We start from the raw sequence: 26,101 nt of genomic DNA, 5'->3' as shown, positions 1-26,101 counted from the left end.
GCCCAGCAGTTAAAGCTGACGCGCCCGTAGCGGGGTTTGGTCCAGGCGGTAGCGGATCAACCGGGAACTGTTGGCCACCACCGCCACCGACGACGCGTTGTGCAGGATCGCCGCCAGCACCGGCGAGAGCGCACCGCCCGCGCCGATCAGCAGCCCGGCCGCGTTGACGGCGATGGACATGCCGTAGTTCTGCCGGATTACATCCACTGCCCGCTCGCCCAGGTCCCCGACGTCGAGCAGGCGGTGCAGGTCGTCGTTGGCCAGCGCGACATCGGCGGTCTCGACGGCGACGTCGGTTCCGGCAAGGCCCATGGCGATCCCGATATCGGCGGCGGCCAGCGCTGGGGCGTCGTTGATGCCGTCGCCGACCATCCCGACGACGTAGCCGTCGTCCTGCAGCTCGCGCACCGCCGCGAGCTTGTCCTCCGGCATGACCTCGGCGCGCCACTCATCAATCCCCAGTTCGTCGGCGACAACCTGGGCGATCTCCGGGTGGTCGCCGGTGAGCATGACGATCCGGCGAATCCCATTGGCACGCAGCTTCGTCAGCACCTGGGCCGCCTCCGGACGCACCTCGTCGCGCAGGCTGATCAGGCCGACCAGCGTGCCGTCCACCGCGAGCAGCAGCGGGGTCTCCGCCTGGCGGCGCAGCTTGTCGACCCACTCCGACGCCTTCTTGGACACCCGAACTTTTTCGGCGCGCAGCAACGACGGACTGCCCAGCAGCAGGGTCCGACCGTCGGCCCAGGTCCGCATGCCCAGGCCGACCAGCACCTCGCACTCCTCGTGTGGTGGGATGCTGATGCGGCGTTCCTCCGTCGAGCGGATCACCGCCTCGGCCAGCGGATGACGTGAGTGGATCTCCGAGCTGGCGGCATAGGCCAGCACTTGCTCGGGCTCCCAATCTTTATGCATGGCAACGATATTGGTGACCACCGGGCGGCCCACGGTCAACGTCCCGGTCTTGTCGAACACGATGGCGTCGACGCGGCCCGCCTGCTCGAGGTGGGATCCGCCCTTGATCAGGATGCCACGGCGCGCGCCGTTGCCGATCGCTGCGCTGATCGCGGTCGGGGTGGACAGTCCCACCGCGCACGGGCATGCGATCAACAACATGGTCATCGCGCGCCGCACGTCGCCGGTGATCAGCAACGCGATGGCCGAGACGATGAACGAGGTGGGAACGAAGCGGCGGGAGAAGTTCTCGCCCACCGTCTGGATGGGTGCCCGGTCGAGCTGAGCCTCTTCGACCCTGCTAATGATGCGACCGATGGTGGTTTGGTTGCCTACCGCGTGGGCGCGCACCACCACGCGTCCGCGCACCACGACCGAACCGGCGTGCACGCGCGTTCCGACCACGACGCTGACCGGCAGGTTTTCCCCGGTGATCGCGGACTGATTGACGATCGCTTCGCCGTCGACCACCTCACCGTCGACCGGTATCGCGACGTGCTCGTGGACCACCACCTCGTCACCGATCTGCACGGTGTCGATCGGGACCTGGATTTCGGTGGCCGCGTCGGAGCCTCCAGAAGGATCGGTGAGGCGCACCCAGGCCGTGTCCTGGTTGCCGCGCAGCAGCTCCGAGATGGCCCGCCGGGTCCGCCGCAGCGTCAGATCCTGCAGGTACTCACCGATGTTGAGCAACCACAGGACGGTGAGTGCGACCACGTTCTCGCGCAGGATGAGGCTTGCCACCGTCGCCGCGGAGACCAGCGCATCGGTGCCGGCCTTTCCGGAGCGCAGCGAGCGCAGCGCGCCACGCAGGAACGGATACCCGGTGAAAATGGTGACACCGGTGGCCACCGTCCGCCCGGTGGTCCCGAGCAGCGGTGGCCGCGCGAACACGTAGCGGCGCACCCCGAGCAAGGTCAGTGCCACCCCGCCGATGACCATCCGGAGCACGTCGGTGTTGCGGATCTCGGCCGAGTGCGGCGCACGCGCGGGGATCAGTTCGGCGGCGACGTGCGCGGCGCCCTTGATCGCCGCCAGCACCGCCGCGCGGTCGGCGCGTCTGGGTGAATACCACACGACCACGGACCCGGTGCGCGGGTAGGCGTGCACGACGCGCACACCGTTCTGCTTGGCAACGGCCTCTTCGACCGCGACCGCGCGCCGGGAATCGCAACGGACCCAGTCGACTTTGACCCGCATGCGTCCGGCCGCGTCCGATACCACTTCCAGGGTCATGGCGAGGCGCTCAGTGGTCGTGGTCGTGCAGGTCGCTGATCGCTGGAGTGGGCGATTCCTCGCCGATGCGCTCACGAGCCTCGGCCATCACGTCGGCCACCTTTAGGCGGGCCGATTCCGCGGCTTCCTCGGCCTTGCGGGTTCCGCGCAGACCCAGCGCTGCTGCCGATACCGCGGTCTGACGAAGCGGCGCTTTGGCCGCGGCCTTTTTCAAGATCTCGTAGGCGGTCACGCCGGCCAAGCCGGTGATCACCGTCGTTGTCGCCTTCGCCAAGAACACTTGTATCGCCATTGCCTGTACCTTTCTTCCGGGTCTGTAATTGCAGCGGCAGCTCGTTGCAGTGACATTAACATCTATATATCGCGATATCAACATGTATTGCTCCGGTGCGCCGACCGGCTGGACGCGGCCTGCGTCACAGGACGCGGGTGACCTTTTCGGTCGCAATCCTGCGCTGCAGCATCGCCGGATCGGGATTGGCCACCTGCACCAACGACGCACCGGCGGCCAGGATCGCCAGCAGGCCGTCCACCAACTCATCGGGTCCGGCCCAGGAAGCGGTGGACAGCACCCGATCCGCTGCCGTCAAACCCCTGGCGGCCGCGGACGCCGCGCAGTCGCGCAGGATCTGCTCGACGGATCTACCGGCAAGCACCGGACCGGGGTTGTGTTCGGGAACTATCTGGTCGCCGTGTACCCGCACCGCGGTCGCATAGTCGGTGACGCCGACCGGCAGGCCGGTTGCCGGTCGACCGAATGGATCCAGCGACAGCACGGCTACCTCGCCGGCTACCGCCGCGCTGTTGACGACGGCGTCGGCTTCGGCCAGACGGTCGGCGGTGCACAGTGCCACATCGGCGGGAGAATCGTCGAGTATCGCTTGCGCACCGATCCACCACACGCCGAACAACACCGCCGCGGTCTGCCAATGGGCCGGTAATAGGATCGCGACTCGGCTGGCGGGTCCGGCCGCCAGCTCGTCGCGCAACAGGTTGCCGGTCTTGGCGGCCCAGTTAGCCAGTGTCACCGCGGATAGCTCGATGCGCTCACCGGTGGCATCGTCATAGTAGGTGATGCGCGGGCCGACCGGGTCGGCGCGCAGCATCGGATCCAGGATCGCCCCGCTCAGGGTGGTCGGTGTGGTCAGTTGATGCACTCCGGCGCGTCGGAGCCGGCGGTAAGGATTGGCGACGGCGGGGGAGTCGTGTCGTCGGCGGACCCGAGGTTGGACGCGCGGGCCGGCGATACGACGCCGTTCGGATCGCCACCCCCCAGCCCGGAGCCCGGACCGCTGTAGTCGTTGGCCAGCACCACCCGCACCGACCCAGGCGCGATTGACGCATCGGCGACCACCGGCAACCCGCCCAGTTCCTTGGCGACCTGCTGTGCGCCCAGGTCGTCGGCCTTTGCGGCCCGCACCTGGCTGCCAGGCACGTGGTCGCCGTCGTTGTTGCCGACGGATCCGGTGGTAAACCCCTTGGAGCTCAACACCTTTGACACCGCTGCCGCAAGCCCGTTGATATCGGTGTCGTTGACCACGTTGGCCGTGGTCTTGGCGGGTGTGTAGGCCAGCTCGTCGGTCTTGCCCTGGTCCTGCTCGTGCAGCAGGCCGACGACCCAGTCCTGCACCTGACGCGGATCCACCCGCACCACGCTTTGCATGCCGTCGTCGCTCCAGCCGGCGCCGTCGAGCACCGGGATGGTGGCGAAGGCAACGTTACCGCCGGCCAGCTTCTGCAATTGGCGGACGAAATCCATGATGTCCCACCCGGAGGACAGCACCACCGAGCGCTGCACGGCCTGCTCCAACCGCTTCAGCGTGGCGGGGCTGGATAGCGTCTGTCCGGAGATGACCCGGTGGGCCAACGCCGCCATCACCGCCTGCTGACGTACCACCCGGTCCAGGTCGCCGCGGGGCAGATCATGCCGCTGGCGAACGAAGCTGAGCGCTTGCGGACCGTTGAGCTTTTGCCGCCCGGCTGGAAAATCGGCACCCGAAAGTGGTTCGTATACAGGCTCTTTGAGGCAGACGTCGACGCCGCCGAGTGCGTCGGCGATCAACGCGAAACCGAGCAGCCCGATCTCGGCGTAGTGGTCGACGGTGACGCCGGTCAGATCGGCGACCGTCTTGATCAACGCCTCACGCCCCGCCTCGGTGCCGGCGGCGGCCGCTTCGGTCGGCGAGGCACCGGCTTGGACCAGGCCGGCCCGCTTGGTCTCTCTGGTTTGCCCGTAGACGCCGTTGATCTTGGTCTTACCCAGACCGGGAGCCGCGACGTAGGAGTCCCGCGGTATCGAGATTGCGGTCGCCGACTTTCCGTTGTTGGGTACCCGGATCAGGATGATGGTGTCGGTGTTGGTGGCTTCCTCGTCACCGGCATGCAAGGTCGCCAGTTCTTCGGGCGACAACGGGTTGCCGTGCGCATCGGTGCGGCTGTCGAGGCCCACCAGCAGTATGTCGATCGCGCCATCGTCGCCGCCGTGCCCCAGCGAGGGCGCCGACATGTGGAAGATGCCGTCTTCGAACGACCGGACACTGCTCCACGCCACCCCGGTGCCAAGGACGATCGCGACGGCCAGTGCCGTGGAAATAGCCCGAGCGGTACGAACCGTACGAACCACACGTTGCGCAGACATCACACTAGACTACTTGTGTAACGGCGCCCTGTCGGGTAGCCAACCCCGGCGTGCCCGAGGCGTGCCAGACTCAAACACATGGCGGGCAGGTCAGAAAGGCTAGTCATCACCGGTGCGGGCGGGCAGCTGGGCAGCCATCTGACGGCACAGGCCGCCCGGGAAGGCCGCGATATGCTGGCGCTGACTTCCTCGCAGTGGGATATCACCGACCCCGCTGCGGCCGAGCGGATCATCCGACACGGTGACGTGGTGATCAATTGCGCCGCCTACACCGACGTCGACGGCGCCGAGAGCAATGAGGCAGTCGCCTATGCGGTCAATGCCACTGGCCCGCAACACCTCGCCCGTGCGTGCGCTCGTGTGGGTGCTCGGTTAATCCACGTCTCCACCGACTACGTATTCGATGGCGACTTCGGCGGCGCCGAGCCCCGGCCCTACGAGCCCACCGATGAAACCGCGCCGCAGGGCGTGTATGCCCGCAGCAAACTCGCCGGCGAGCAGGCTGTGCTGGCAGCGTTCCCGGAGGCTGCCGTGGTACGGACCGCCTGGGTCTACACCGGCGGGACCGGCAAGGATTTCGTCGCCGTCATGCGCCGGCTGGCCGCCGGACACGGTCGGGTGGATGTGGTCGACGACCAGACCGGGTCGCCGACCTACGTCGCCGACCTGGCCGAGGCGCTGCTGGCGTTGGCCGACGCGGGCGTGCGCGGACGCGTGTTACACGCCGCCAACGAGGGCGTGGTCTCCCGGTTCGGTCAAGCCCGCGCGGTGTTCGAAGAATGCGGTGCCGACCCCCAGCGGGTGCTTCCGGTCAGCAGCGCGCAGTTTCCGCGGCCCGCGCCGCGTCCGAGCTATTCCGCGCTGTCGAGCAGGCAGTGGGCGCTGGCGGGCTTGACGCCGCTACGGCACTGGCGCAGTGCACTGGCCACGGCGCTGGCAGCACCTGCGAACTCAACTTCGATCGATCGACGGTTACCCTCAACGCGTGACTGACGTCCTGCCGGTGGTAGCGGTGACCTACTCGCCGGGGCCCCATCTAGAGCGGTTCCTGGCGTCGTTGTCGCTGGCCACCGAGCGGCCGGTCAGTGTGCTGTTGGCAGACAACGGCTCCACCGACGGCACCCCGCAGGCCGCGGTGCAGCGCTACCCCAACGTGCGGCTGCTGCCCACAGGGGCCAACCTCGGGTACGGAACCGCGGTGAATCGGACGATCGCCCAGCTCGGTGAAATAGCGGGCGATGCCGGCGAACCCTGGGTCGATGACTGGGTGATCGTGGCCAACCCGGACGTGCAATGGGGCCCGGGCAGTATCGATGCACTATTGGACGCCGCCTCCCGCTGGCCCGGCGCGGGCGCGCTGGGCCCGCTGATTCGGGACCCCGACGGGTCGGTGTACCCGTCGGCGCGGCAGATGCCCAGCCTGATCCGCGGCGGCATGCACGCAGTGCTCGGGCCGTTCTGGCCGCGCAATCCGTGGACGACGGCCTACCGGCAGGAGCGGCTGGAGCCCAGTGAACGGCCGGTGGGTTGGTTGTCGGGGTCTTGCCTACTGGTGCGCCGGTCGGCGTTTGGCCAGGTCGGCGGATTCGACGAACGTTACTTCATGTACATGGAGGACGTCGACCTTGGCGACCGGCTTGGCAAAGCCGGTTGGCTGTCGGTGTATGTGCCGTCAGCCGAGGTTCTGCACCACAAGGCGCATTCGACGGGTCGCGACCCGGCAAGCCATCTGGCCGCCCATCACAAAAGCACCTATATCTTCTTAGCCGACCGACATTCTGGTTGGTGGCGGGCTCCGCTGCGCTGGACCCTGCGGGGATCACTGGCGCTGCGTTCCCACCTCATGGTGCGCAGTTCACTGCGCAGGTCCCGCAGACGGAAACTGAAGTTGGTAGAAGGGCGGCACTGAGTTGGCAACTCACCAAGTCGATGCGGTGGTCCTGGTCGGTGGCAAGGGCACCCGACTGCGGCCGTTGACGCTGTCGGCGCCCAAGCCAATGCTGCCTACCGCCGGACTGCCGTTCCTCACCCATCTGCTGTCGCGGATCGCCGCAGCGGGCATCGAGCACGTGATCCTGGGTACGTCCTACAAACCCGCAGTCTTCGAAGCGGAGTTCGGCGACGGGTCCGCACTGGGCCTACAGATCGAGTACGTGACCGAGGAGCATCCCTTGGGGACTGGCGGCGGCATCGCCAACGTTGCCGGCAAGCTGCGCAACGACACCGCGATGGTGTTTAACGGCGATGTGCTCTCGGGCGCGGATCTGGCCCAACTGCTGGACTTCCACCAAAGCAATCGAGCCGATGTCACGCTGCAACTGGTGCGGGTGGGCGACCCGCGGGCATTCGGCTGCGTACCCACCGACGAGGAGGACCGCGTAGTCGCATTTCTGGAGAAGACGGAGGATCCGCCGACCGACCAGATCAATGCCGGCTGCTATGTCTTCGAACGCAACGTCATCGACCGGATTCCGCAGGGCCGGGAGGTTTCGGTGGAACGCGAGGTGTTCCCGGCCTTGCTCGCCGACGGCGACTGCAAGATCTACGGCTATGTCGATGCCAGCTATTGGCGGGACATGGGCACACCGGAAGACTTCGTTCGCGGATCGGCGGATCTGGTGCGCGGCATCGCCCCGTCTCCGGCCTTGCGTGGTCACCGCGGTGAGCAGTTGGTGCACGACGGTGCGGCGGTATCTCCCGGTGCGTTGCTGATTGGCGGCACCGTCGTGGGGCGTGGTGCCGAAATCGGCCCCGGCACCAGATTGGACGGCGCGGTCATCTTCGATGGTGTCCGGGTGGAGGCCGGGTGCGTGATCGAGCGTTCGATCATCGGCTTCGGTGCTCGCATCGGACCGCGGGCGTTGATCCGCGACGGTGTGATCGGTGACGGGGCCGACATCGGCGCGCGCTGCGAGTTGTTGAGTGGTGCCCGGGTATGGCCCGGTGTCTTTCTTCCCGACGGCGGGATCCGTTACTCGTCCGACGTTTGAGCTTCTTGCGCCGAGATCGACATCGTTGGCCGGGCACGCGAGGCGCTCACCCGCCCCGGTTATCGCCGAGATCCGCGCTTGGTCCTGCGGTCGCGGAGCGTGAGCCATGCCGCTCGGCAACCTGCGACCAGGCGCGGCGACAAGCCGAGCCCGTCGATCAGAACGTGACGGTCCACGACGTCGAGCGCCTTGTCGATCTCGTTTGCTTTCAGCAGGAGATCAACATCCTGGGCAAGTTCTGCGCTCCCGTACGCCGGCGGTGGCATAGGTAGTTGCTCGGCTTCCCTAGGCTCCAACTCCAAGATGCCGCCCCCATAACTGCGGCCCATAATCTCGGCGAACGCGAATGTCGCGCTGTTGTGGAACACCGCGGCAAGAGTTGCCGGATCGACGTTCGGGTCGAGCCGGACCCGGTGCACGGTATCGGTGCTGGTCGCCGCGGCAGCGTTGACGGTCAGCCGCGGGGCGAAGTGGATCTGGCGCAGCATAAAGAGGTCGGGCATCCACAGCGATGGTGTGCTCCACCATGGCTTGCGGATCGAGCACTTGTAGCCGAGGTGGACGCCGGCCGCTTCACCCGCGGTGATGTGAGCGACGAGAGCTGGATCGGTTGGATAGTCCGCGGCGTCGAGTAGCCACGTTCGGTGGTTGCCGGCGACATCGCATGCCCGGCAATCCTCGTCATAGATCAGCCCGCTGAGTTGGGCGCTGCGAGAGACCAGGGGAACGCAGTGCGCTCGCAATCCCAGCGCTTGTGCCTTGGCATCGGTGAACGTGAAGAAGCTGTTGCGGCCGGTCACGATGCCCACATCCACGTCGGCCAGTTCGCCGAGCCTGATCATAGTGGCGGACTGTTTGAGTCCTCGCAGTAGCCGGATTTGAGCGGGGTCGAGGAAATACTTGGTCCACTTCTCCTTTTCGTGGAGAAGCGCCGGCGCTGACTCATTGGTGAAGTCCTTGTCCCCCAGCGCGCTCAGATCGTTCGCATCGCCGAGCCTGACGGTGCGTATGTGTGCAGGACCAGGACCGACGACGCCGCAGAACAGCACAACTTCCTGCAGGACTCCGTCGAACACCAGCCGCTCGAAGGTAACCAGGGTGATCTCCCGATAGCGGCTCAGCAGGAATTCGCGTAGCTGCGCCGCGTAGGTGACTTGAAGCAATTCCGCCGGGACCACCAGGCCCACTCGGCCGCCGTCACGCGCTAGCGTCGTGCTCGCCACGACAAACGGGACCCAGGCATTGGTCAGTTTGGTCGGTCGTAGGCCCACACGCCGCATCAATTCGAGTGCCGGATCCCGTTGTTCGGATGCCCAGTTTCCGAAGCGGATGTAGGGGGGGTTGCCGGCAACGCCATCCCAGCTGCCGAGTTGGGTCTTGTGCAGCCAGGTAAAAAGGTTCTCAGTGTCGACGGACGCGAAGTCCCGCGACTTTTTCGCCTCGCGCGCAACGAGTTCCACACCGTGCGCGTGGTCTGTGATGGCGGAGAGTTCGCGCAGGATTCGGCCATCGCCGCAGGATGGTTCGAGGATCTTCGGCCCCGCCTGGTGGACCCAGTGGGCAAGGAATCGGGCCACCGCCGGCGGCGTGTAGTAGCCCCCGCGCACCTTGTCAGCGGACGCAGCCGTTTTGCCGGCGAACGTCGTCATGGGACAAGTATCAGGGGAGCTACCGACATATCTGATGACCGCACCAGGGCGCGTCGGATGACTAGGTTGCACGGGGTGGCTGTCCCTGGAATCGGGCCTGATAGCAGCGGTACACGTCGGCGCTTGGGAAGGTTGCAGCTGGTTGGCGTCGGAACCACCAATGGGATGTTGCCGAGCATCACCGACAGTGCGCCGCCCACAGCGGCATCTATCACGGCGCCTAAGTCCTGCCGTCCTTCTTGGAGAATTTCGAGCCGAGGAGCCACTTTTGACCGAACGCGGTGAATTGATCCGTCGGGAGGTTGATGGCTGGCGTCGGCTGCAGGACCGCCACGTCTGGGCAGCCTATCGTCGCTAGAGCGAATGTCACTTCAGGATCAGCAAATCGGCGGCAGGCACCGGGTCGCGCAACCCGGACGGCTCGTCGGCATATCCGATCGCGATGGCGCCCAACGGCTCCCAGTCGACTGGCAGGTCCAGCTCGTCGCGGACCAGGTCAGCGGCAAAGATCGTCGAGCCGATCCAGCAACTGCCCAGCCCGCGCACGGCCAGCGCGACCAGCAAGGCTTGTACGGCCGCTCCGACGGCGACCGTGAACATGGTGTGCTCGGCGTCGGTGCGGGCGGCATCGGGGTAGCTGTGTGCTCCGTCGGGCACCAGCATCGGTATGACGACTTCGGGTGCGTCATAGAGGATCTGGCCGCGTGCCACCCGGCGTTCTATCGCGTCGGCGGGCAAGCCGTCACTGGTGAGATCAGACCGCCACTTGTCTTTCATCCGGTCTAGCAGCCGCGCGCGGATGGCCGGTGTCTGCAGCCACACGAATCGGGTCGGCCGGGTGTGATGTGGGGCTGGCGCGGTGAGGGCCTCGGCGACCGCAGCCTCGACGAGGTCGCCCGGCACCGGATCGGTGCTAAACCGGCGAACGGACCTGCGCAACAGTTGGGCTTGCTGGCGACCCAGCTCGAGCGCTTCGGCGGTCCCGAGCCAGAATAGGTCGTTGGCGCCCGGCCGCAGCAGTTGCCGGGCTGTCGAGCCGTCGTCGGACACGCCGAACCCACGCACCACCGCCACCGGCGTCGCGGTCAGTTTGCCTTTGACCAAGTCGGCGGCCGCGGCGATCTCGTCGGCGACTGCGACCTCGGTGACCACCAACTCATTGCCGTATGGGTCGCGGACACCGGCATAGTTGCGCAGCACCGCCAGACCGGCAGCGCCGACTGCGGCATCGGTCTGGCCGTTGCGCCAGGCGCGTCCCATGGTGTCGGTGATGACCACGGCGACGGTGACGCCGAGCCGCTCGCGCAGCCCGGCGCGCAAGGTTGCGGCACTGGCGTCAGGATCGACCGGCAGCAGCGCTAACTCGGACCGGCCGACGTTGGATCCGTCCACGCCGGCGGCCGCCTGGACCAGCCCGAGTCGATTCTCGGTGATCAACGTGCGGTCCTTGCGCGCCAACACGCGCACTGCCTCATCCTCGATCAGCTTGCGGCGCAATCGGTCTCTTTGCTCGGGGTCTTCGGGAGCCGGAACCAGCCGGCCCTCGCATTTGGACACCACCTTGCTGGTAACCACCACGACGTCACCGTCGCGTAGCCACGGTGCCGCCGCGGCGACGGCGGCGCTCAGATCGTCGCCGGGACGGAATTCGGGCAGCCCGATGACGGGCAGGATCTCGATGGTCGAGGCGGAGCCATGTTCGGGGCCGGTCAAGCTACCACTCCCGCAAGGTCGCACCCGGCGCGAACCATCTCAGCCGTCGCGTTCGGGTCGGTCATCAGCAGCGGCACCGACCGCACCGTCACCCCGTCAATCTCAGCGTGGTCGCCGTCGTGCACCAGCCAGCAGTCCAGTATCCCGGTGGCGCACCGCGCGCCGTAGTGCCGGCCCACAGCGGCCGCGGTGGAATCCACCCCGATAACCGAAAGGCACGTATCGGCCATGCCGCGCAACGGCTTTTCGCCGATGATCGGCGAGTAGCCGACGATCGGTGCGGTTGCTTCCCGCAACGCCGCGCGAATCCCGGGGACGGCCAGGATGGCGCCGATGCTGACCACCGGATTAGACGGCGCCAGCATGATGATGTCGGCGTCGGCCAGGGCGGCGATCGCTTCGGTTGCAGCGCTGGACTTTTCAGCGCCGACAAAAGCAAAGCTGTGCGTCGGCACCTGGGCACGGTAGCGCACCCACCACTCCTGAAAATGGATCGCCTTGCGGCTTTCGTCGACCGGGTCGGTGATCACTACATGGGTTTCGCAACGGTCGTCGGTGGCAGGCAGCAAGCGGGCGCCCGGTTGCCAGCGATCGCATAGGGCCTCGGTGATCTGTGACAGGGGGTAGCCGGCCTGCAGCATCTGGGTGCGCACCAGATGGGTGGCCAGATCGCGGTCCCCGAGCTCGAACCAGTCGGGCTGCACGCCATAGCGCACCAGTTCCTGCATGGCGTGCCAAGTTTCGTCACGCTGGCCCCAGCCGCGCTGGGGGTCCACCCCGCCGCCCAGGGTATACATGCAGGTGTCCAGATCCGGGCAGACACGCAGCCCGTGGATCCAGGCGTCGTCGCCGACGTTGACGACAGCGCTCAGTTGGTGGTCGGCGTCCGAGTGGGCAGAATTGGCAGCAAACTGGCCCAGGCCGAGCAGCTGCTGGACCCCGAGCAGGAAGCGGGCGCCGCCGACTCCACCGGCCAGAACGGTGACCTTCACATCGCAGGACAGTACCTCCCGGCGCCCATCACCAAACGTTGGTTACGAGTCACGCTCGACACGCCGGGACCCAACCACAACAGAACCGCGGAAATTTTATTACGAGATGATATGGAAATGCGCCGGCACACTTGACCCGCGTCCCCAACTTGTGTCTAATCACATCAGTGTCATTTCGCGGTTGGCCGGCCGGTTTCGGTGTCGCAGACCGAGATTCGATCACTTGTTCGAATTGGGTTAACTGTACATCAAAACAGTGGGAAACCATTTCACTATCTATCGAGTGAGGAGGCGGAGGCATGTCCTATGAACACCTTCGGGGTGTAATGGGAGGCACACCGCATACCACTACCGGATCGGCTACCGCATCAGCAACGGCAGTTTTGCGACCGCATCTGAGTTTGGTTCCCGAGGCGCCGGCGCCATTCGAGGAACCTCTGTCGCCGGAAGCCACCGACCAATGGCAGGACCGTGCGCTATGTGCGCAAACGGATCCCGAAGCGTTCTTCCCGGAGAAGGGCGGCTCCACGCGTGAGGCCAAGAAGATTTGCATGGGCTGCGAGGTGCGGCACGAGTGTCTGGAGTACGCCCTGGCTCATGACGAGCGGTTCGGCATCTGGGGTGGTCTTTCCGAACGCGAGCGCCGCCGCCTCAAACGCGGGATCATCTGACCCGGCCGCCGGAGTCGGCGGCGCGAACTAGTCGTCGATCGTCGGGTCGATGACGGATGGGTCGACGTCCAGGTAGATGGCCACCTGGGCCACCAGGATTTCGTGCAGCAATTCACCAAGTTCCTCGGTGTCCTTGGCCCGTCGTTCAATTGGTTTGCGAAACAAGACGATTCGCGCGCGCGTCGCATTTCCGCGGACGTCCACGCCGGCCGGGATGAGCCGGGCCAGCGCGATCGGTCCGTCGGCGATGACTTCCGGCGGCCACTGCACACTTTCGGGATCTTTGGCTGCGATCCTCGGGATCTCGTCGACCGCGATGTCCAGCTGCGACACCCGCTCCTGCCAGCGTCGCTCGATGGGTTCGTAGGCTTCCAGCACTGCCATGTCGAACCGCTCGGCCCGGCTGCGCCACCCCGGGACTGTCGGCGGCAGCAGTGGCCCGCGCATCTCGCGGCCCCGCCGGATTGCTCGCCGCGCTACCGACCCGCCCCGCGACCGACGGCTCCACGAGGAGCTGCGGGAATCGCTCACGCGCCGATGGTAACGGTTAAACATCGCGGCGTGGACGGATGCGCGTGTCCGGCGCTTCGGCGGCGTTGGTGCACGATAGCCTTTCGGTCGTGAACGTACCCCGTCGCTGCTGCCGGCCCGGGTGTCCGCACTATGCAGTGGCGACGTTGACGTTCGTCTACTCGGACTCGACGGCGGTGATCGGTCCGCTTGCCACTGCGCGGGAGCCCCATTCGTGGGATCTGTGTGTCGGCCATGCCGGTCGCATCACTGCACCGCGCGGGTGGGAACTCGTGCGTCACGCCGGGCCGCTGCCCAGCCACCCCGACGAGGACGACCTGGTGGCCCTGGCGGACGCGGTGCGCGAGGGTGGCCCGAGCGCGGGGCGCCGGCATCATCCAGGCGGAAATGGCGCGCCACTGCATGGTTTCGACGATTTTCCCGCTGCGGCGACCGGAGCGCCCACCGGGGGTGGCGTGCTTGCGCCGCCCGAGCCTGGGGCCGGGCGCCGGCGCGGACATCTACGGGTGTTGCCCGACCCCGCCGACTAGTCTTCCCATGCTGTTCGAGACCGATTCGGCCCGCGTCGTTCGCGGGCCGATAGGCTGGCGGCCAAGAGTCGCAGAAAATCTAGGTTGTCAGGAGCCCGCGCATGTCTTGGCCCGCCGCGGCTGTGGACCGCGTTATCAAGGCTTACGACGTACGCGGGCTGGTCGGCGAAGAGATCGACGAGTCGCTGGTTACCGATCTCGGCGCCGCATTCGCGCGGTTGATGCGGACCGAGGATGCGCGACCAGTGGTGATCGGTCACGACATGCGGGACAGTTCGCCGTCGCTGGCCGACGCGTTCGCGGCCGGGGTGACCGGGCAGGGCCTCGACGTGGTGCGAGTTGGTTTGGCGTCCACCGATCAGCTTTATTTCGCCTCGGGGCTGTTGGACTGCCCGGGAGCGATGTTCACCGCGAGCCACAACCCGGCGGCATACAACGGCATCAAGATGTGTCGGGCCGCCGCCAAACCAGTCGGAGCCGATACCGGGCTGACCGCCATCCGTGACGACCTGATCGCCGGCGTCGCACGATACGACGGGACGCCCGGAACCATTGCCGACCAGGACGTGCTGGTCGACTACGGGGCGTTCCTGCGATCGCTGGTGGACACCTCGGGGCTACGTCCGTTGCGGGTGGCCGTGGACGCCGGCAACGGCATGGCCGGTCACACCGCGCCGGCGGTCCTTGGGGTGATCGACTCGATCACCTTGTTGCCCTTGTATTTTGAGCTCGACGGATCGTTTCCCAATCACGAGGCCAATCCGCTGGACCCGGCGAACCTGGTGGATCTGCAGGCCTATGTGCGTGACACCGGCGCCGATATCGGGCTTGCTTTCGACGGCGACGCCGACCGCTGCTTCGTGGTCGACGAACGCGGCCAGCCGGTCTCGCCGTCGACGGTTACCGCATTGGTGGCCGCGCGGGAACTCAACCGGGAGATCGGCGCCACCATCATCCACAACGTGATCACCTCCCGCGCGGTGCCCGAGCTGGTCGCCGAGCGCGGCGGTACGCCGCTGCGTTCGCGGGTTGGGCACTCCTATATCAAGGCACTGATGGCCGAGACCGGGGCGATTTTCGGTGGTGAACATTCGGCGCACTATTACTTCCGTGACTTCTGGGGTGCCGATTCCGGAATGCTGGCCGCACTGCATGTGCTGGCCGCCCTCGGTGAGCAGAGCAGACCGCTGTCGGAGTTGACCGCGGACTACCAACGCTATGAATCCTCCGGCGAGATCAACTTCACCGTGGTCGACTCTTCGGCCTGTGTGGAGGCCGTGTTGAAATCGTTCGGCAACCGGATTGTCAGTATTGATCACCTCGATGGCGTGACGGTTGACTTAGGCGACGACAGCTGGTTCAACCTGCGCAGCTCAAACACCGAGCCGTTGCTGCGGCTCAATGTGGAGGGCCGCAGCGTCGGGGACGTTGACGCGGTGGTACGTCAGGTCAGCGCTGAAATCGCTGCCCAGAGCGCACATGCGAAGGCCGGACCGTGAACGTCGCCCGGGCGATCGATCTCGAGGACACCGAAGGCCTGATCGCTGCCGACCGGGGTGCCCTGCTGCGGGCCGCATCGATGGCCGGCGCACAGGTGCGTGCCATCGCTGCCGCGGCCGACGAGGGCGAACTGGACTTGCTGCGCGGTAGTGACCGTCCCCGCTCGGTGATCTGGGTGACCGGCCGGGGGACCGCTGAGACCGCCGGGACCATCCTGGCCTCGACGCTAGGTGCCGGGGCCGCCGAGCCGATCGTGCTCGCCAGTGCGGCGCCGCCCTGGGTCGGGCCGCTTGACGTGCTGATCGTTGCCGGCGACGACCCCGGCGACCCGGCGCTGGTCGGGGCCGCCGCGATCGGGGTGCGCAGGGGCGCGCGGGTTGTCGTGGTGGCACCGTATGAGGGTCCGCTGCGGGACAGCACGGCCGGTCGCGTCGCGGTGCTGGAACCGCGGCTGCGGGTTCCTGACGAGTTCGGGTTGTCCCGGTACCTGGCCGCGGGTCTGGCGGCCTTGCAAACCGTGGATCCCAAGCTGCGCATCGATCTGGCGTCGCTGGCAGACGAGCTGGATGCTGAGGCGCTCCGCAACAGCGCCGGCCGAGAGGTGTTCACCAACCCGGCCAAGGCACTTGCCGCTCGCGTTTCCGGTTGCCAGCTGGCCCTGGCTGGAGACAATGCCGCGACGCTGGCGCTGGCCCGGCATGGGAGTTCGGTCATGCTGCGGATCGCAAACCAGGTTGTGGCCGCTACCAGGCTTTCGGATGCGGTTGTGGCGCTACGTGCCGGGACGCCGCCGGATGCGCTGTTCCATGACGAGGAAATCGATGGGCCGGCACCGCAGCGGCTGCGGGTGTTGGCGCTGGCGCTGGCCGGCGAGCGGACGGTGGTGGCCGCTCGGGTTGCCGGGCTCGATGACGCCTATCTGGTCGCGGCTGAGGATGTGCCGGAGCTGCTCGACGCCCCCGTGGGATCCGGGGGGGCGGTATTGGCCGTTCGGCTGGAGATGGCCGCCGTGTATCTGCGACTGGTGCGAGGATAGATCGCCGGTGGAACTGCTACGTGGCGCGTTACGCACCTACGCTTGGGGATCGCGCACCGCTATCGCCGAATTCACCGGGCGTCCGGTGCCGGCCGCTCACCCCGAGGCCGAACTATGGTTCGGTGCACACCCGGGTGATCCGGCTTGGCTGCAGACGCCGCATGGCCAAACCTCGTTGCTCGAAGCGTTGGTCGCGGATCCGGAGGGGCAGCTCGGCTCCGCGTCGCGCGCGCGATTCGGCGATGTGTTGCCGTTCTTGGTCAAGGTGTTGGCGGCCGACGAGCCACTATCGTTGCAGGCCCATCCGAGCGCCGAGCAGGCGGTTGAGGGCTACCTGCGGGAAGAGCGAATGGGCATTCCGGTGTCCTCACCCGTCCGCAACTACCGCGACACCAGTCACAAGCCAGAGTTATTGGTGGCGCTGCAGCCGTTCGAGGCGCTGGCCGGATTCCGGGAGGCGGCTCGCACCACCGAGCTGCTGCGGGCGCTGGCCGTATCCGACCTCGACCCGTTCATCGACTTGCTGAGCGAGGGGTCCGATGCCGATGGTTTGCGTGCGCTGTTCACCACCTGGATTACCGCACCCCAGCCCGACATCGACGTGCTGGTGCCTGCCGTGCTGGACGGCGCTATCCAGTACGTCAGCTCCGGCGCAACGGAATTTGGCGCCGAAGCCAAGACAGTGCTGGAACTCGGCGAACGTTATCCCGGCGACGCCGGTGTGCTGGCGGCGTTGTTGCTCAACCGCATCAGCTTGGCTCCTGGGGAGGCGATCTTCCTGCCGGCCGGCAACCTGCACGCCTATGTGCGTGGTTTCGGTGTGGAAGTGATGGCCAACTCCGACAACGTGTTACGCGGTGGACTTACCCCTAAGCACGTCGATGTGCCCGAGTTGTTGCGGGTGCTGGACTTCGCCCCCACGCCGAAGGCTCGGCTGCGGCCCCCGATCCGGCGCGAGGGGCTGGGGCTGGTCTTTGAGACGCCCACCGATGAGTTCGCGGCCACGCTACTGGTGCTCGACGGCGATCACCTCGGCCACGAGGTCGACGCGTCGTCCGGCCATGACGGTCCACAGATCTTGTTATGCACCGAGGGTTCGGCGACGGTGCACGGGAAGTGCGGGTCGCTCACGCTACAGCGCGGCACGGCCGCCTGGGTGGCGGCCGACGACGGCCCGATCCGGCTGACCGCCGGCCAACCCGCCAAGCTGTTCAGGGCGACCGTCGGGTTGTGACGGGTTGCCGGCGCTCACGCTGCTCTTTTAGCCACAATCGCAGATTGTGAGCAATGGCGCGACCGATGATCGGTACCGACGGCACCATGTACAGGCTGTCCAGCAGCGAAAACCGTCGCAGAAACCATTCGGCGAGAACAGGATCGGTTTCTGCGGCCCCGAGGAATTGGTCGAACAGCGAACCGGCTGGGCGCCACCATCGGGGAAGGGGCTCAGCGGTGGCGTGGTGGAAACTGATGTCGCCGATTGCGTTCATCATCCACACCGGATAGGTGGTCTTGGCGGTGGCCCGATTGAGTTCGGCGGCCAGGTCGCCTTTCACAGCTGAGTTGCGGGCTTTGAGCGCCCGTCGTAGGTGGCCGGCTTGCAGTGAGGTCATCGTCATGCCCTGCCCGAAGGTGGGATTGAAGCTGGCCACCGCATCGCCGAACGGGACGATTCCGCGCGGGAAACGTTCCAGCTTGTCGTAGCGACGCCATCTGCTGGCTGGGAAAGCATGAAACGCCGGACAGCCGATCGGTTGGGCTTGCGCCAGCGCGGCGGTGAAGCGGGCCGGCAGCAGTTTGTCCGCGAGTGCACGCATCTCGTCGAAAGTCGGCGGCGGTTTGGCATCGGCCACCCCGAAGGTGGTGAGGACCCAGGTGCCGTCCTCGTAGCACAGCATGCCTAGCCCCAGCGACTGATCGTGTGAGGCGCCGGCGACCACCACCTTCTCGGCGATCAGCCCGTCGGGAATGCGAAATTGGTGGCTGGCATAGCTGATGCCGATGTCCACGGTGTCTTCGGCCGGCCGCCGATATCCCCACTGCGTCAACCAAACCGGCAGTCGGGTACCCCGGCCGGCTGCGTCGACGACAAGGTCGGCAGCTATGAACTCTTCGCGTTCCCGATCTTGGCCGCTACCAGGGGAATCCAGCAGCACGCCGACCACTCGCTGCTGCCTGCGCTCGAACTGTGGCTCGGTGACCAGGCGCCGCACAATCTGGACGTTGGAGAGCTGCAGGACCCGTCGCCGCAGCTGCCATTCCAGGTGCGGCCGGCTGGGCACGTAGGCGGTGAACTCCTTGCGCAGGGTATGCCCCGTCCCGAGGACATGGCCGGCGGCGCCCAAGTAGATACAGTCCGGCCGGTTCTCAAGCATGGGCACGCCCGCGGCCACCATGTCGTGCAACAGGCCGGGGAACAGGCTGTCGAATTCCTGCGCCCCGCGGGCCATCAACATGTGCAGGTGTCGGTCTTGAGGGACCGTGGCCCGGTTCGCCGGCGCTTCCGGCAACTCGTCGCGCTCGAAAACCGTCACCGTGGAGTAGAAGTCCGAGAGCACCCGCGCGGCGCACAACCCGGCGATGCTAGCTCCGATCACCACGGCGTGGTCCTTCGGGTTCCCTACGCGACCCGTCATCCTCGCAGAGTACCCAGTACTGTGCGGTCACAACGAGTGCGAGAGGACGGGTGCATGGCCGGTCGACGGCGCATGAAGTCGGTAGAACAGTCAATCGCCGACACCGACGAGCCCACCACTCGGCTGCGCAAGGACCTCACCTGGTGGGACCTGGTTGTTTTCGGCGTCTCGGTGGTGATTGGCGCCGGAATATTCACGGTTACCGCGTCGACCGCTGGCGATATCACCGGCCCGGCCATCTGGATATCGTTTCTGATCGCGGCGGCGACCTGTGCGCTGGCCGCGCTGTGCTACGCCGAGTTCGCCTCGACGCTGCCGGTGGCCGGCAGCGCCTATACCTTCTCTTATGCCACCTTCGGGGAGTTCTTGGCCTGGGTGATCGGCTGGAATCTGGTGCTGGAACTGGCGATGGGTGCGGCCGTGGTCGCCAAAGGCTGGTCCAGCTACTTGGGCACCGTGTTCGGATTCGGTAATGGCACAGGCCATCTCGGATCGCTGCAGCTCGACTGGGGTGCGCTCGTGATCGTCACGTTGGTGGCGACCCTGATCGCGTTGGGCACCAAATTGTCGTCGAGATTTTCCGCGGTGGTCACCGCAATCAAGGTGTCGGTGGTCGTCTTGGTGGTGGTCGTCGGTGCCTTCTACATCAGGGCCGCCAACTACTCGCCGTTCATTCCCGAGCCCGAAGTCCAGCACCACGGCGGCGGGCTCGATCAATCCGTCTTCTCGTTGCTGACCGGAGCCCAAGGCAGCCACTACGGATGGTACGGCGTGCTGGCCGGGGCATCGATCGTGTTCTTCGCGTTTATCGGGTTTGACATCGTGGCCACCATGGCCGAGGAGACCAAGCGTCCTCAACGAGACGTCCCTCGAGGGATTCTCGCGTCGCTGGGGGTCGTGACCCTTCTCTACGTCGCGGTATCGGTGGTGCTGTCGGGCATGGTTCCATACACCCAACTGCGGACCGTACCGGGCCGCGGGCCGGCAAATCTGGCCACCGCGTTCCAGGCCAACGGGGTGTACTGGGCCAGCGGCATCATCTCCGTCGGCGCGCTGGCCGGGCTTACCACGGTGGTGATGGTGTTGATGCTTGGGCAATGCCGCGTGCTGTTCGCCATGGCGCGCGACGGCTTGGTGCCGCGGCAATTGGCCAAGACCGGTTCGCGCGGCACCCCGGTCCGGGTCACGGTGCTGGTCGCGGTGTTGGTGGCCACGACGGCGTCGGTGTTTCCGATCACCAAGCTTGAGGAGATGGTCAACGTCGGGACACTGTTCGCGTTCATCCTCGTCTCGGCCGGAGTGGTCGTGCTGCGCCGGACCCGGCCCGACCTTCAGCGGGGGTTCACAGCTCCGTGGGTGCCGTTACTTCCGATCGCCGCAGTGTGCGCGTGCCTGTGGCTGATGCTGAACCTCACCGCGTTGACTTGGATCCGGTTCGGGATCTGGCTGGTGGCCGGAACCGCGATTTATGTCGGCTACGGGCGCCGGCACTCGGCGCAGGGCCTTCGGCAAGCTCGAGAGAGCGCGACCCGGAGGTGTTGAACTAGCTTCGCCGCGTATTTACAAATTGCGTTATATGTCTAGACATAAGACGTAATCTGCTCTATTGTCAAATCCCAACGTGGTGTGGCTCATGAGGAGGTCTGGCATATGACCACGCAAATCGGCTCTGGTGGACCCGAAGCCCCCCGGCCGCCCGAAGTCGAGGAGTGGCGGGACAAGAAGCGTTACCTGTGGCTTATGGGCCTCATCGCCCCGACGGCCTTGGTGGTGATGCTGCCGCTGATCTGGGGGATGAACCAGCTCGGCTGGCACGCCGCCGCGCAGGCGCCGCTGTGGATCGGACCGATCCTGCTCTACGTCTTGTTGCCGCTTCTTGACCTACGCTTCGGGCCCGACGGGCAGAACCCGCCCGACGAGGTGACCGACCGGCTGGAGAATGACAAGTACTACCGCTACTGCACCTACATCTACATCCCGTTCCAGTACCTCAGCGTGGTGCTGGGCGCATACCTGTTCACCGCCGCAAACCTCAGTTGGCTCGGCTTTGACGGCGCCTTGAGCTGGGCGGGCAAGCTTGGGGTGGCGCTGTCGGTCGGTGTGCTTGGCGGCGTCGGTATCAACACCGCCCACGAAATGGGGCACAAGAAGGATTCGCTGGAGCGGTGGCTGTCCAAGATCACCCTCGCCCAGACCTGCTACGGGCACTTCTACATCGAGCACAACCGTGGCCATCACGTCCGGGTGTCCACACCGGAGGACCCGGCGTCGGCGCGGTTCGGCGAGACATTGTGGGAGTTCCTGCCCCGCAGTGTTATCGGCGGCTTGCGCTCGGCCGTTCATTTGGAGGCCCAACGGCTGCGTCGGCTCGGCGTCAGCCCCTGGAATCCCATGACGTATCTGCGCAACGACGTGCTCAACGCGTGGCTGATGTCGGTGGTGTTGTGGGGTGGGCTGATCGCGGTCTTCGGCCCGGCGCTGATCCCGTTCGTCATCATCCAGGCAGTCTTCGGCTTCAGCCTGTTAGAGGCCGTCAACTACCTCGAACACTACGGACTGCTACGGCAGAAGAGCGCCAACGGCCGCTACGAGCGCTGCGCCCCGGTGCACAGCTGGAACTCCGACCACATCGTCACCAACCTGTTCCTCTACCACCTGCAGCGACACAGCGATCACCACGCCAACCCCACTCGCCGCTATCAGACACTGCGGAGCATGGCGGGTGCGCCCAACCTGCCCAGTGGGTATGCATCGATGATCTCGCTGACCTACTTCCCGCCGTTGTGGCGCAAGGTAATGGATCACCGGGTGCTGGAGCACTACGGCGGCGATATCACTCGGGTTAACCTGCACCCGCGCGTGCGGGAGAAGGCACTCGCCCGTTACGGAGCCTCGGCATGATGGCCGCCTACCGGTGCCCGGTCTGCGACTACGTCTACGACGAGGCCAACGGTGATGCCAGGGAAGGCTTCCCAGCCGGCACAGGCTGGGATCAAATTCCCGACGACTGGTGCTGCCCGGACTGCGCGGTGCGCGAGAAGGTCGATTTCGAAAAGATAGGAGGGTAACTAAGTGAACGACTACAAACTGTTCCGCTGTATCCAATGCGGCTTTGAGTACGATGAGGCGCTGGGTTGGCCGGAGGACGGCATCGCGGCCGGCACCCGCTGGGACGACATCCCCGATGACTGGAGTTGCCCGGATTGCGGTGCGGCAAAGTCGGATTTCGAGATGGTGGAGGTGGCTCGCTCGTGAGCACTCCAAGCGCTACTGTCGCGCCTGTGAAGCGGATACCCTATGCCGAGGCCTCGCGGGCCCTGTTGCGGGATTCGGTGCTGGATGCGATGCGGGATCTGCTGCTGACCCGCGACTGGTCCGCCATCACGCTGTCCGACGTGGCCCGCGCGGCGGGCATCAGCCGGCAGACCATCTACAACGAATTCGGTTCCCGGCAAGGCCTGGCGCAGGGATACGCGCTGCGCCTGGCCGACCGATTAGTGGACAACGTCCATGCATCGTTGGACGCCAACGTCGGCAACTTCTACGAAGCGTTCCTGCAGGGCTTTCGGTCGTTCTTCGCCGAGTCGGCGGCAGATCCGTTGGTCATCTCGCTGTTGACCGGTGTCGCCAAGCCCGATCTGCTGCAACTGATCACCACCGACAGCGCGCCGATCATCACCCGCGCGTCGGCCCGGCTGGCGCCGGCCTTCACCGATACCTGGGTGGCCACCACCGATAACGACGCCAATGTGCTCTCGCGTGCGATCGTGCGGCTGTGCTTGAGCTACGTGTCGATGCCGCCCGAGGCCGACCATGATGTCGCAGCGGACCTAGCACGGCTGATAACGCCGTTCGCGGAGCGTCACGGTGTGATCAATGTCCCCTGACCTGCGGGGCTGACCGACGGCGGCTACAGTGACTGCAAGAGCGTACCTAGGCTAAGTAGCCCGCTCGGATCCCTGTGAGCCCCCAAAGAAGGATGAAAGCCCCTATGACCGGAAATTTGGTGACCAAAAATTCGCTGACCCCTGACGTTCGTAACGGCATCGACTTTAAGATCGCCGACCTGTCACTAGCGGATTTCGGCCGCAAAGAACTCCGGATCGCCGAGCACGAGATGCCCGGCCTGATGTCGCTGCGGCGCGAGTATGCCGAGGTGCAACCCCTGAAGGGGGCCCGGATCTCGGGTTCGCTGCACATGACGGTGCAGACCGCGGTGTTGATCGAAACCCTCACCGCGCTGGGCGCCGAAGTCCGCTGGGCCTCGTGCAACATCTTCTCCACCCAGGATCACGCCGCCGCCGCCGTCGTGGTCGGCCCGCACGGCACCCCCGACGAGCCCAAGGGTGTCCCGGTGTTCGCGTGGAAGGGCGAGACGCTCGAAGAGTACTGGTGGGCCGCCGAGCAGATGCTCACCTGGCCGGACCCCGACAAGCCGGCCAACATGATCCTCGATGACGGCGGTGACGCCACCATGTTGGTGCTGCGCGGCATGCAGTATGAGAAGGCCGGCGTGGTGCCGCCCGCCGAGGAGGACGACCCCGCCGAGTGGAAGGTCTTCCTGAACCTGCTACGGACCCGCTTCGAGACCGACAAGGACAAGTGGACCAAGATAGCCGAGTCGGTCAAGGGCGTCACCGAGGAGACCACCACCGGCGTGCTGCGGCTCTACCAATTCGCCGCGGCCGGGGATCTGGCCTTCCCGGCGATCAACGTCAACGACTCGGTGACCAAGTCCAAATTCGACAACAAGTACGGCACTCGGCACTCCCTGATCGACGGCATCAACCGCGGCACCGACGCGCTGATCGGCGGTAAGAAGGTCCTCATCTGCGGCTACGGCGACGTCGGTAAGGGCTGTGCGGAGGCGATGAAGGGCCAGGGAGCGCGGGTCTCCGTCACCGAGATCGACCCGATCAACGCGCTGCAGGCCATGATGGAGGGCTTCGACGTGGTCACCGTCGAGGAGGCCATCGGGGACGCCGACATCGTCGTAACCGCGACCGGCAACAAAGACATCATCATGCTCGAGCACATTAAGGCGATGAAGGACCACGCGATCCTGGGAAATATCGGCCACTTCGACAACGAGATCGACATGGCCGGGCTGGAGCGCTCCGGGGCGACACGGGTCAACGTCAAGCCTCAGGTCGACCTGTGGACCTTTGGCGACACGGGCCGCTCGATCATCGTGCTGTCCGAGGGGCGGCTGCTGAACCTGGGCAATGCCACCGGGCACCCCTCGTTCGTGATGAGCAACAGCTTCGCTAACCAGACGATCGCCCAGATCGAGCTGTGGACCAAGAACGACGAGTACGACAACGAGGTGTACCGGCTGCCCAAGCACCTCGACGAGAAGGTGGCTCGAATCCATGTCGAGGCCCTTGGCGGTCACCTGACCAAGCTGACCAAGGAGCAGGCCGAATACCTCGGCGTCGACGTCGAGGGTCCCTACAAGCCGGACCACTACCGCTACTGAGTGCCTCCCACCCGCGAGCAGACGCAAAATCGCCCATTTTCATGACGAAAAGGGCGATTTTGCGTCTGCTCGCGCCGCCACCGACAGGGCCGCGCCGTGCTAATCGCGATTGAGGGTGTTGACGGCGCTGGCAAGCGGACGTTGGTGGAAAAGCTGTCCGGGGCCTTTCGAGCAGCCGGGAGATCGGTGGCCACACTGGCGTTCCCGCGCTACGGACAGTCGGTGGCCGCCGACATCGCAGCGGAGGCGCTGCACGGCGAGCACGGTGACCTCGCATCGTCGGTGTATGCGATGGCGACGCTGTTCGCGCTCGACCGCGCCGGCGCGGCCCACACGATCCAGGGGCTGTGTCGCGGCCACGACGTGGTGATCCTGGATCGCTACGTCGCCTCCAACGCGGCCTACAGCGCGGCGCGCCTACATGAGAACGCGGCCGGGAAGGCAACGGCCTGGGTTCAGCGGATCGAATTTGCAAGACTCGGGTTGCCCAAGCCCGACTGGCAGGTGCTCCTTGCGGTCTCTGCCGAGCTCGCCGGGGAACGATCCCGCGGCCGTGCCCAGCGTGACCCCGGTCGGGCGCGCGACAATTACGAACGCGACGCTGAACTTCAGCAGCGCACCGGTGCGGTCTACGCCGAGTTGGCGGCCCAAGGGTGGGGCGGCCGGTGGCTGGTTGTCGGCGCCGATGTTGATCCGGGCCGACTAGCGGCGACTTTGGCGCCTCCAGACGTGCCAAGTTGAGGGTATTTGCCCTAATCAAGCAAGAAACGCCCGTGTGGTGCGCCAGTTTTGTCCCGATGTGGTGACACCATGGACACCATGAGGCAAAGGATTTTGGTCGTTGACGACGACGCTTCGTTGGCTGAGATGCTCACCATCGTGCTGCGGGGGGAAGGCTTCGACACCGCGGTCATCGGCGACGGTACTCAGGCTCTGACCGCGGTGCGCGAGCTGCGCCCCGATCTGGTGCTATTGGATTTGATGCTGCCCGGTATGAACGGCATCGACGTGTGCCGGGTGTTGCGCGCCGATTCCGGTGTTCCGATCGTGATGCTCACCGCAAAGACCGACACCGTGGATGTGGTGCTGGGTCTGGAGTCGGGCGCCGACGACTACATCATGAAGCCGTTCAAGCCCAAGGAGCTGGTTGCGCGGGTGCGAGCGCGGCTGCGCCGCAACGACGACGAACCCGCCGAGATGCTGTCCATCGCCGACGTAGAAATCGACGTACCGGCGCACAAGGTCACTCGCAACGGTGAGCAGATCTCGTTGACACCGCTGGAATTCGACCTGTTGGTCGCATTGGCGCGCAAGCCGCGCCAGGTGTTTACTCGTGATGTGCTGCTCGAACAGGTATGGGGTTACCGGCACCCAGCCGATACCAGGCTGGTGAACGTGCATGTCCAGCGTCTGCGGGCCAAGGTCGAAAAGGATCCCGAGAACCCGACTGTGGTGCTGACCGTTCGAGGAGTGGGGTACAAGGCCGGACCTCCGTGATCCGCGCCGGCGACGATGCAGAGCGCAGCGATGCTAAGGAGCGGCGCCG

The 26,101-nt window shown here is 65.9% G+C and carries 24 protein-coding genes and 1 pseudogene; 16 read left to right on the top strand and 9 right to left on the bottom strand.

The window, feature by feature from the left end; genetic code table 11:
- Nucleotides 1–9: 9 nt before the first annotated feature.
- The 4 genes from ctpC to lcp1 all read right to left on the bottom strand — a co-directional run bounded on the left by ctpC (nt 10) and on the right by lcp1 (nt 4,831).
- Nucleotides 10–2,190 carry a manganese-exporting P-type ATPase CtpC gene (gene ctpC, locus MCAN_RS17300; RefSeq protein ID WP_014001649.1) on the bottom strand — a complete coding sequence of 727 codons (2,181 nt, stop codon included), beginning with the start codon at nt 2,188–2,190 and terminating at the stop codon, nt 10–12.
- Nucleotides 2,191–2,200: 10 nt separating this feature from the next.
- Nucleotides 2,201–2,482, bottom strand: coding sequence for a DUF1490 family protein (locus MCAN_RS17295; protein WP_003417115.1), 282 nt, complete (start codon nt 2,480–2,482; stop codon nt 2,201–2,203).
- A gap of 124 nt (nt 2,483–2,606) precedes the next feature.
- Complete coding sequence (locus tag MCAN_RS17290; protein WP_003899994.1) at nt 2,607–3,347, bottom strand: TIGR03089 family protein; 741 nt, start codon at nt 3,345–3,347, stop codon at nt 2,607–2,609.
- Entirely contained in the window at nt 3,335–4,831 is a 1,497-nt protein-coding gene (gene lcp1 / locus MCAN_RS17285) for an arabinogalactan--peptidoglycan phosphotransferase Lcp1 (protein WP_014001648.1), read from the bottom strand. The genes MCAN_RS17290 and lcp1 overlap by 13 nt, the downstream gene beginning before the upstream one ends.
- 75 nt (nt 4,832–4,906) lie before the next feature.
- Here lcp1 and rfbD point away from each other — a divergent pair, with 75 nt between their 5' ends.
- From rfbD to manB, 3 genes are read left to right on the top strand one after another with little or no spacing between them, the layout of a single operon-like run.
- Complete coding sequence (rfbD, locus tag MCAN_RS17280) at nt 4,907–5,821, top strand: dTDP-4-dehydrorhamnose reductase (protein WP_014001647.1); 915 nt, start codon at nt 4,907–4,909, stop codon at nt 5,819–5,821.
- 10 nt (nt 5,822–5,831) lie between these two features.
- Nucleotides 5,832–6,737, top strand: a complete 906-nt coding sequence (wbbL, locus tag MCAN_RS17275) for an N-acetylglucosaminyl-diphospho-decaprenol L-rhamnosyltransferase (RefSeq protein ID WP_014001646.1) — start codon at nt 5,832–5,834, stop codon at nt 6,735–6,737.
- 1 nt (nt 6,738) lies between these two features.
- A complete protein-coding gene (gene manB, locus MCAN_RS17270) occupies nt 6,739–7,818 on the top strand; it encodes a mannose-1-phosphate guanylyltransferase (RefSeq protein ID WP_014001645.1) in 1,080 nt (359 codons plus the stop codon).
- A 59-nt stretch (nt 7,819–7,877) separates the two neighbouring features.
- Here manB and MCAN_RS17265 read toward each other — a convergent pair whose 3' ends face one another.
- The 3 genes from MCAN_RS17265 to cofD all read right to left on the bottom strand — a co-directional run bounded on the left by MCAN_RS17265 (nt 7,878) and on the right by cofD (nt 12,172).
- Nucleotides 7,878–9,539, bottom strand: a complete 1,662-nt coding sequence (locus MCAN_RS17265) for an Eco57I restriction-modification methylase domain-containing protein (protein WP_014001644.1) — start codon at nt 9,537–9,539, stop codon at nt 7,878–7,880.
- A 294-nt stretch (nt 9,540–9,833) separates the two neighbouring features.
- Nucleotides 9,834–11,180, bottom strand: coding sequence for a coenzyme F420-0:L-glutamate ligase (locus MCAN_RS17260; RefSeq protein ID WP_003900663.1), 1,347 nt, complete (start codon nt 11,178–11,180; stop codon nt 9,834–9,836).
- Nucleotides 11,177–12,172 carry a 2-phospho-L-lactate transferase gene (cofD, locus tag MCAN_RS17255; RefSeq protein WP_003417087.1) on the bottom strand — a complete coding sequence of 332 codons (996 nt, stop codon included), beginning with the start codon at nt 12,170–12,172 and terminating at the stop codon, nt 11,177–11,179. The genes MCAN_RS17260 and cofD overlap by 4 nt, the downstream gene beginning before the upstream one ends.
- Before the next feature lie 326 nt (nt 12,173–12,498).
- Between cofD and MCAN_RS17250 the strand changes: the two genes are divergently transcribed.
- The gene (locus tag MCAN_RS17250) at nt 12,499–12,843 is read left to right on the top strand and encodes a WhiB family transcriptional regulator (protein ID WP_041180147.1); all 345 of its coding nucleotides are present in this window, start codon (nt 12,499–12,501) and stop codon (nt 12,841–12,843) included.
- A gap of 27 nt (nt 12,844–12,870) precedes the next feature.
- On the opposite strand, the gene MCAN_RS17245 is transcribed toward MCAN_RS17250, so the two are convergent.
- On the bottom strand, nt 12,871–13,290 hold the full coding sequence (locus tag MCAN_RS17245; protein WP_003417076.1) for a metallopeptidase family protein: 420 nt from the start codon (nt 13,288–13,290) through the stop codon (nt 12,871–12,873).
- A 173-nt stretch (nt 13,291–13,463) separates the two neighbouring features.
- Between MCAN_RS17245 and MCAN_RS17240 the strand changes: the two genes are divergently transcribed.
- The 4 genes from MCAN_RS17240 (at nt 13,464) to manA (ending at nt 17,674) form a co-directional block, all read left to right on the top strand.
- Nucleotides 13,464–13,904: a DUF3499 domain-containing protein gene (locus MCAN_RS17240; RefSeq protein WP_180744027.1), complete on the top strand. Its 441-nt coding sequence runs from the start codon at nt 13,464–13,466 to the stop codon at nt 13,902–13,904.
- A gap of 101 nt (nt 13,905–14,005) precedes the next feature.
- Complete coding sequence (locus MCAN_RS17235) at nt 14,006–15,403, top strand: phosphomannomutase/phosphoglucomutase (RefSeq protein WP_003901581.1); 1,398 nt, start codon at nt 14,006–14,008, stop codon at nt 15,401–15,403.
- The gene (locus MCAN_RS17230; RefSeq protein WP_003417056.1) at nt 15,400–16,440 is read left to right on the top strand and encodes a hypothetical protein; all 1,041 of its coding nucleotides are present in this window, start codon (nt 15,400–15,402) and stop codon (nt 16,438–16,440) included. The genes MCAN_RS17235 and MCAN_RS17230 overlap by 4 nt, the downstream gene beginning before the upstream one ends.
- A gap of 7 nt (nt 16,441–16,447) precedes the next feature.
- Nucleotides 16,448–17,674: a mannose-6-phosphate isomerase, class I gene (gene manA, locus MCAN_RS17225; RefSeq protein WP_003417054.1), complete on the top strand. Its 1,227-nt coding sequence runs from the start codon at nt 16,448–16,450 to the stop codon at nt 17,672–17,674.
- Here manA and MCAN_RS17220 read toward each other — a convergent pair.
- Nucleotides 17,652–19,040, bottom strand: coding sequence for an FAD-dependent oxidoreductase (locus MCAN_RS17220; protein WP_014001642.1), 1,389 nt, complete (start codon nt 19,038–19,040; stop codon nt 17,652–17,654). The genes manA and MCAN_RS17220 overlap by 23 nt on opposite strands.
- A 90-nt stretch (nt 19,041–19,130) precedes the next feature.
- Here MCAN_RS17220 and MCAN_RS17215 point away from each other — a divergent pair, with 90 nt between their 5' ends.
- The 8 genes and pseudogenes from MCAN_RS17215 to mtrA all read left to right on the top strand — a co-directional run bounded on the left by MCAN_RS17215 (nt 19,131) and on the right by mtrA (nt 26,052).
- Entirely contained in the window at nt 19,131–20,618 is a 1,488-nt protein-coding gene (locus tag MCAN_RS17215) for an amino acid permease (protein ID WP_003417049.1), read from the top strand.
- Nucleotides 20,619–20,726: 108 nt separating this feature from the next.
- Nucleotides 20,727–21,977: an alkane 1-monooxygenase gene (locus MCAN_RS17210; RefSeq protein WP_014001641.1), complete on the top strand. Its 1,251-nt coding sequence runs from the start codon at nt 20,727–20,729 to the stop codon at nt 21,975–21,977.
- Nucleotides 21,977–22,144, top strand: a complete 168-nt coding sequence (locus MCAN_RS17205; protein WP_003417045.1) for a rubredoxin — start codon at nt 21,977–21,979, stop codon at nt 22,142–22,144. The genes MCAN_RS17210 and MCAN_RS17205 overlap by 1 nt, the downstream gene beginning before the upstream one ends.
- Before the next feature lie 4 nt (nt 22,145–22,148).
- Entirely contained in the window at nt 22,149–22,331 is a 183-nt protein-coding gene (gene rubB / locus MCAN_RS17200) for a rubredoxin RubB (RefSeq protein ID WP_003417044.1), read from the top strand.
- Nucleotides 22,328–22,963 carry a TetR family transcriptional regulator AlkX gene (gene alkX / locus MCAN_RS17195; protein WP_003417042.1) on the top strand — a complete coding sequence of 212 codons (636 nt, stop codon included), beginning with the start codon at nt 22,328–22,330 and terminating at the stop codon, nt 22,961–22,963. Before rubB ends, alkX begins: the two co-directional genes overlap by 4 nt.
- A 104-nt stretch (nt 22,964–23,067) precedes the next feature.
- Entirely contained in the window at nt 23,068–24,555 is a 1,488-nt protein-coding gene (gene ahcY, locus MCAN_RS17190) for an adenosylhomocysteinase (RefSeq protein WP_003417039.1), read from the top strand.
- A 90-nt stretch (nt 24,556–24,645) separates the two neighbouring features.
- A pseudogene (locus MCAN_RS17185) lies at nt 24,646–25,296 on the top strand (dTMP kinase); the annotation flags it as partial.
- Nucleotides 25,297–25,365: 69 nt separating this feature from the next.
- On the top strand, nt 25,366–26,052 hold the full coding sequence (gene mtrA, locus MCAN_RS17180) for a two-component system response regulator MtrA (RefSeq protein ID WP_003899985.1): 687 nt from the start codon (nt 25,366–25,368) through the stop codon (nt 26,050–26,052).
- Nucleotides 26,053–26,101 lie beyond the last annotated feature (49 nt).

The sequence above is a fragment of the Mycobacterium canetti CIPT 140010059 genome (assembly GCF_000253375.1).
Classification (GTDB): domain Bacteria; phylum Actinomycetota; class Actinomycetes; order Mycobacteriales; family Mycobacteriaceae; genus Mycobacterium; species Mycobacterium tuberculosis.
Note: the sequence above shows the minus strand (reverse complement) of the source record. Positions and strands in the feature narration are given on the sequence as shown.

What these genes read in the sequence shown, in the direction of transcription:
- ctpC (WP_014001649.1), bottom strand. Translation starts at nt 2,190, where the DNA reads ATGACCCTGGAAGTGGTATCGGACGCGGCCGGACGCATGCGGGTCAAA.
- MCAN_RS17295 (WP_003417115.1), bottom strand. Translation starts at nt 2,482, where the DNA reads ATGGCGATACAAGTGTTCTTGGCGAAGGCGACAACGACGGTGATCACC.
- rfbD (WP_014001647.1), top strand. Translation starts at nt 4,907, where the DNA reads ATGGCGGGCAGGTCAGAAAGGCTAGTCATCACCGGTGCGGGCGGGCAG.
- MCAN_RS17250 (WP_041180147.1), top strand. Translation starts at nt 12,499, where the DNA reads ATGGGAGGCACACCGCATACCACTACCGGATCGGCTACCGCATCAGCA.
- MCAN_RS17245 (WP_003417076.1), bottom strand. Translation starts at nt 13,290, where the DNA reads ATGCGCGGGCCACTGCTGCCGCCGACAGTCCCGGGGTGGCGCAGCCGG.
- MCAN_RS17235 (WP_003901581.1), top strand. Translation starts at nt 14,006, where the DNA reads ATGTCTTGGCCCGCCGCGGCTGTGGACCGCGTTATCAAGGCTTACGAC.
- MCAN_RS17215 (WP_003417049.1), top strand. Translation starts at nt 19,131, where the DNA reads ATGGCCGGTCGACGGCGCATGAAGTCGGTAGAACAGTCAATCGCCGAC.
- MCAN_RS17210 (WP_014001641.1), top strand. Translation starts at nt 20,727, where the DNA reads ATGACCACGCAAATCGGCTCTGGTGGACCCGAAGCCCCCCGGCCGCCC.
- MCAN_RS17205 (WP_003417045.1), top strand. Translation starts at nt 21,977, where the DNA reads ATGGCCGCCTACCGGTGCCCGGTCTGCGACTACGTCTACGACGAGGCC.
- ahcY (WP_003417039.1), top strand. Translation starts at nt 23,068, where the DNA reads ATGACCGGAAATTTGGTGACCAAAAATTCGCTGACCCCTGACGTTCGT.
- mtrA (WP_003899985.1), top strand. Translation starts at nt 25,366, where the DNA reads ATGGACACCATGAGGCAAAGGATTTTGGTCGTTGACGACGACGCTTCG.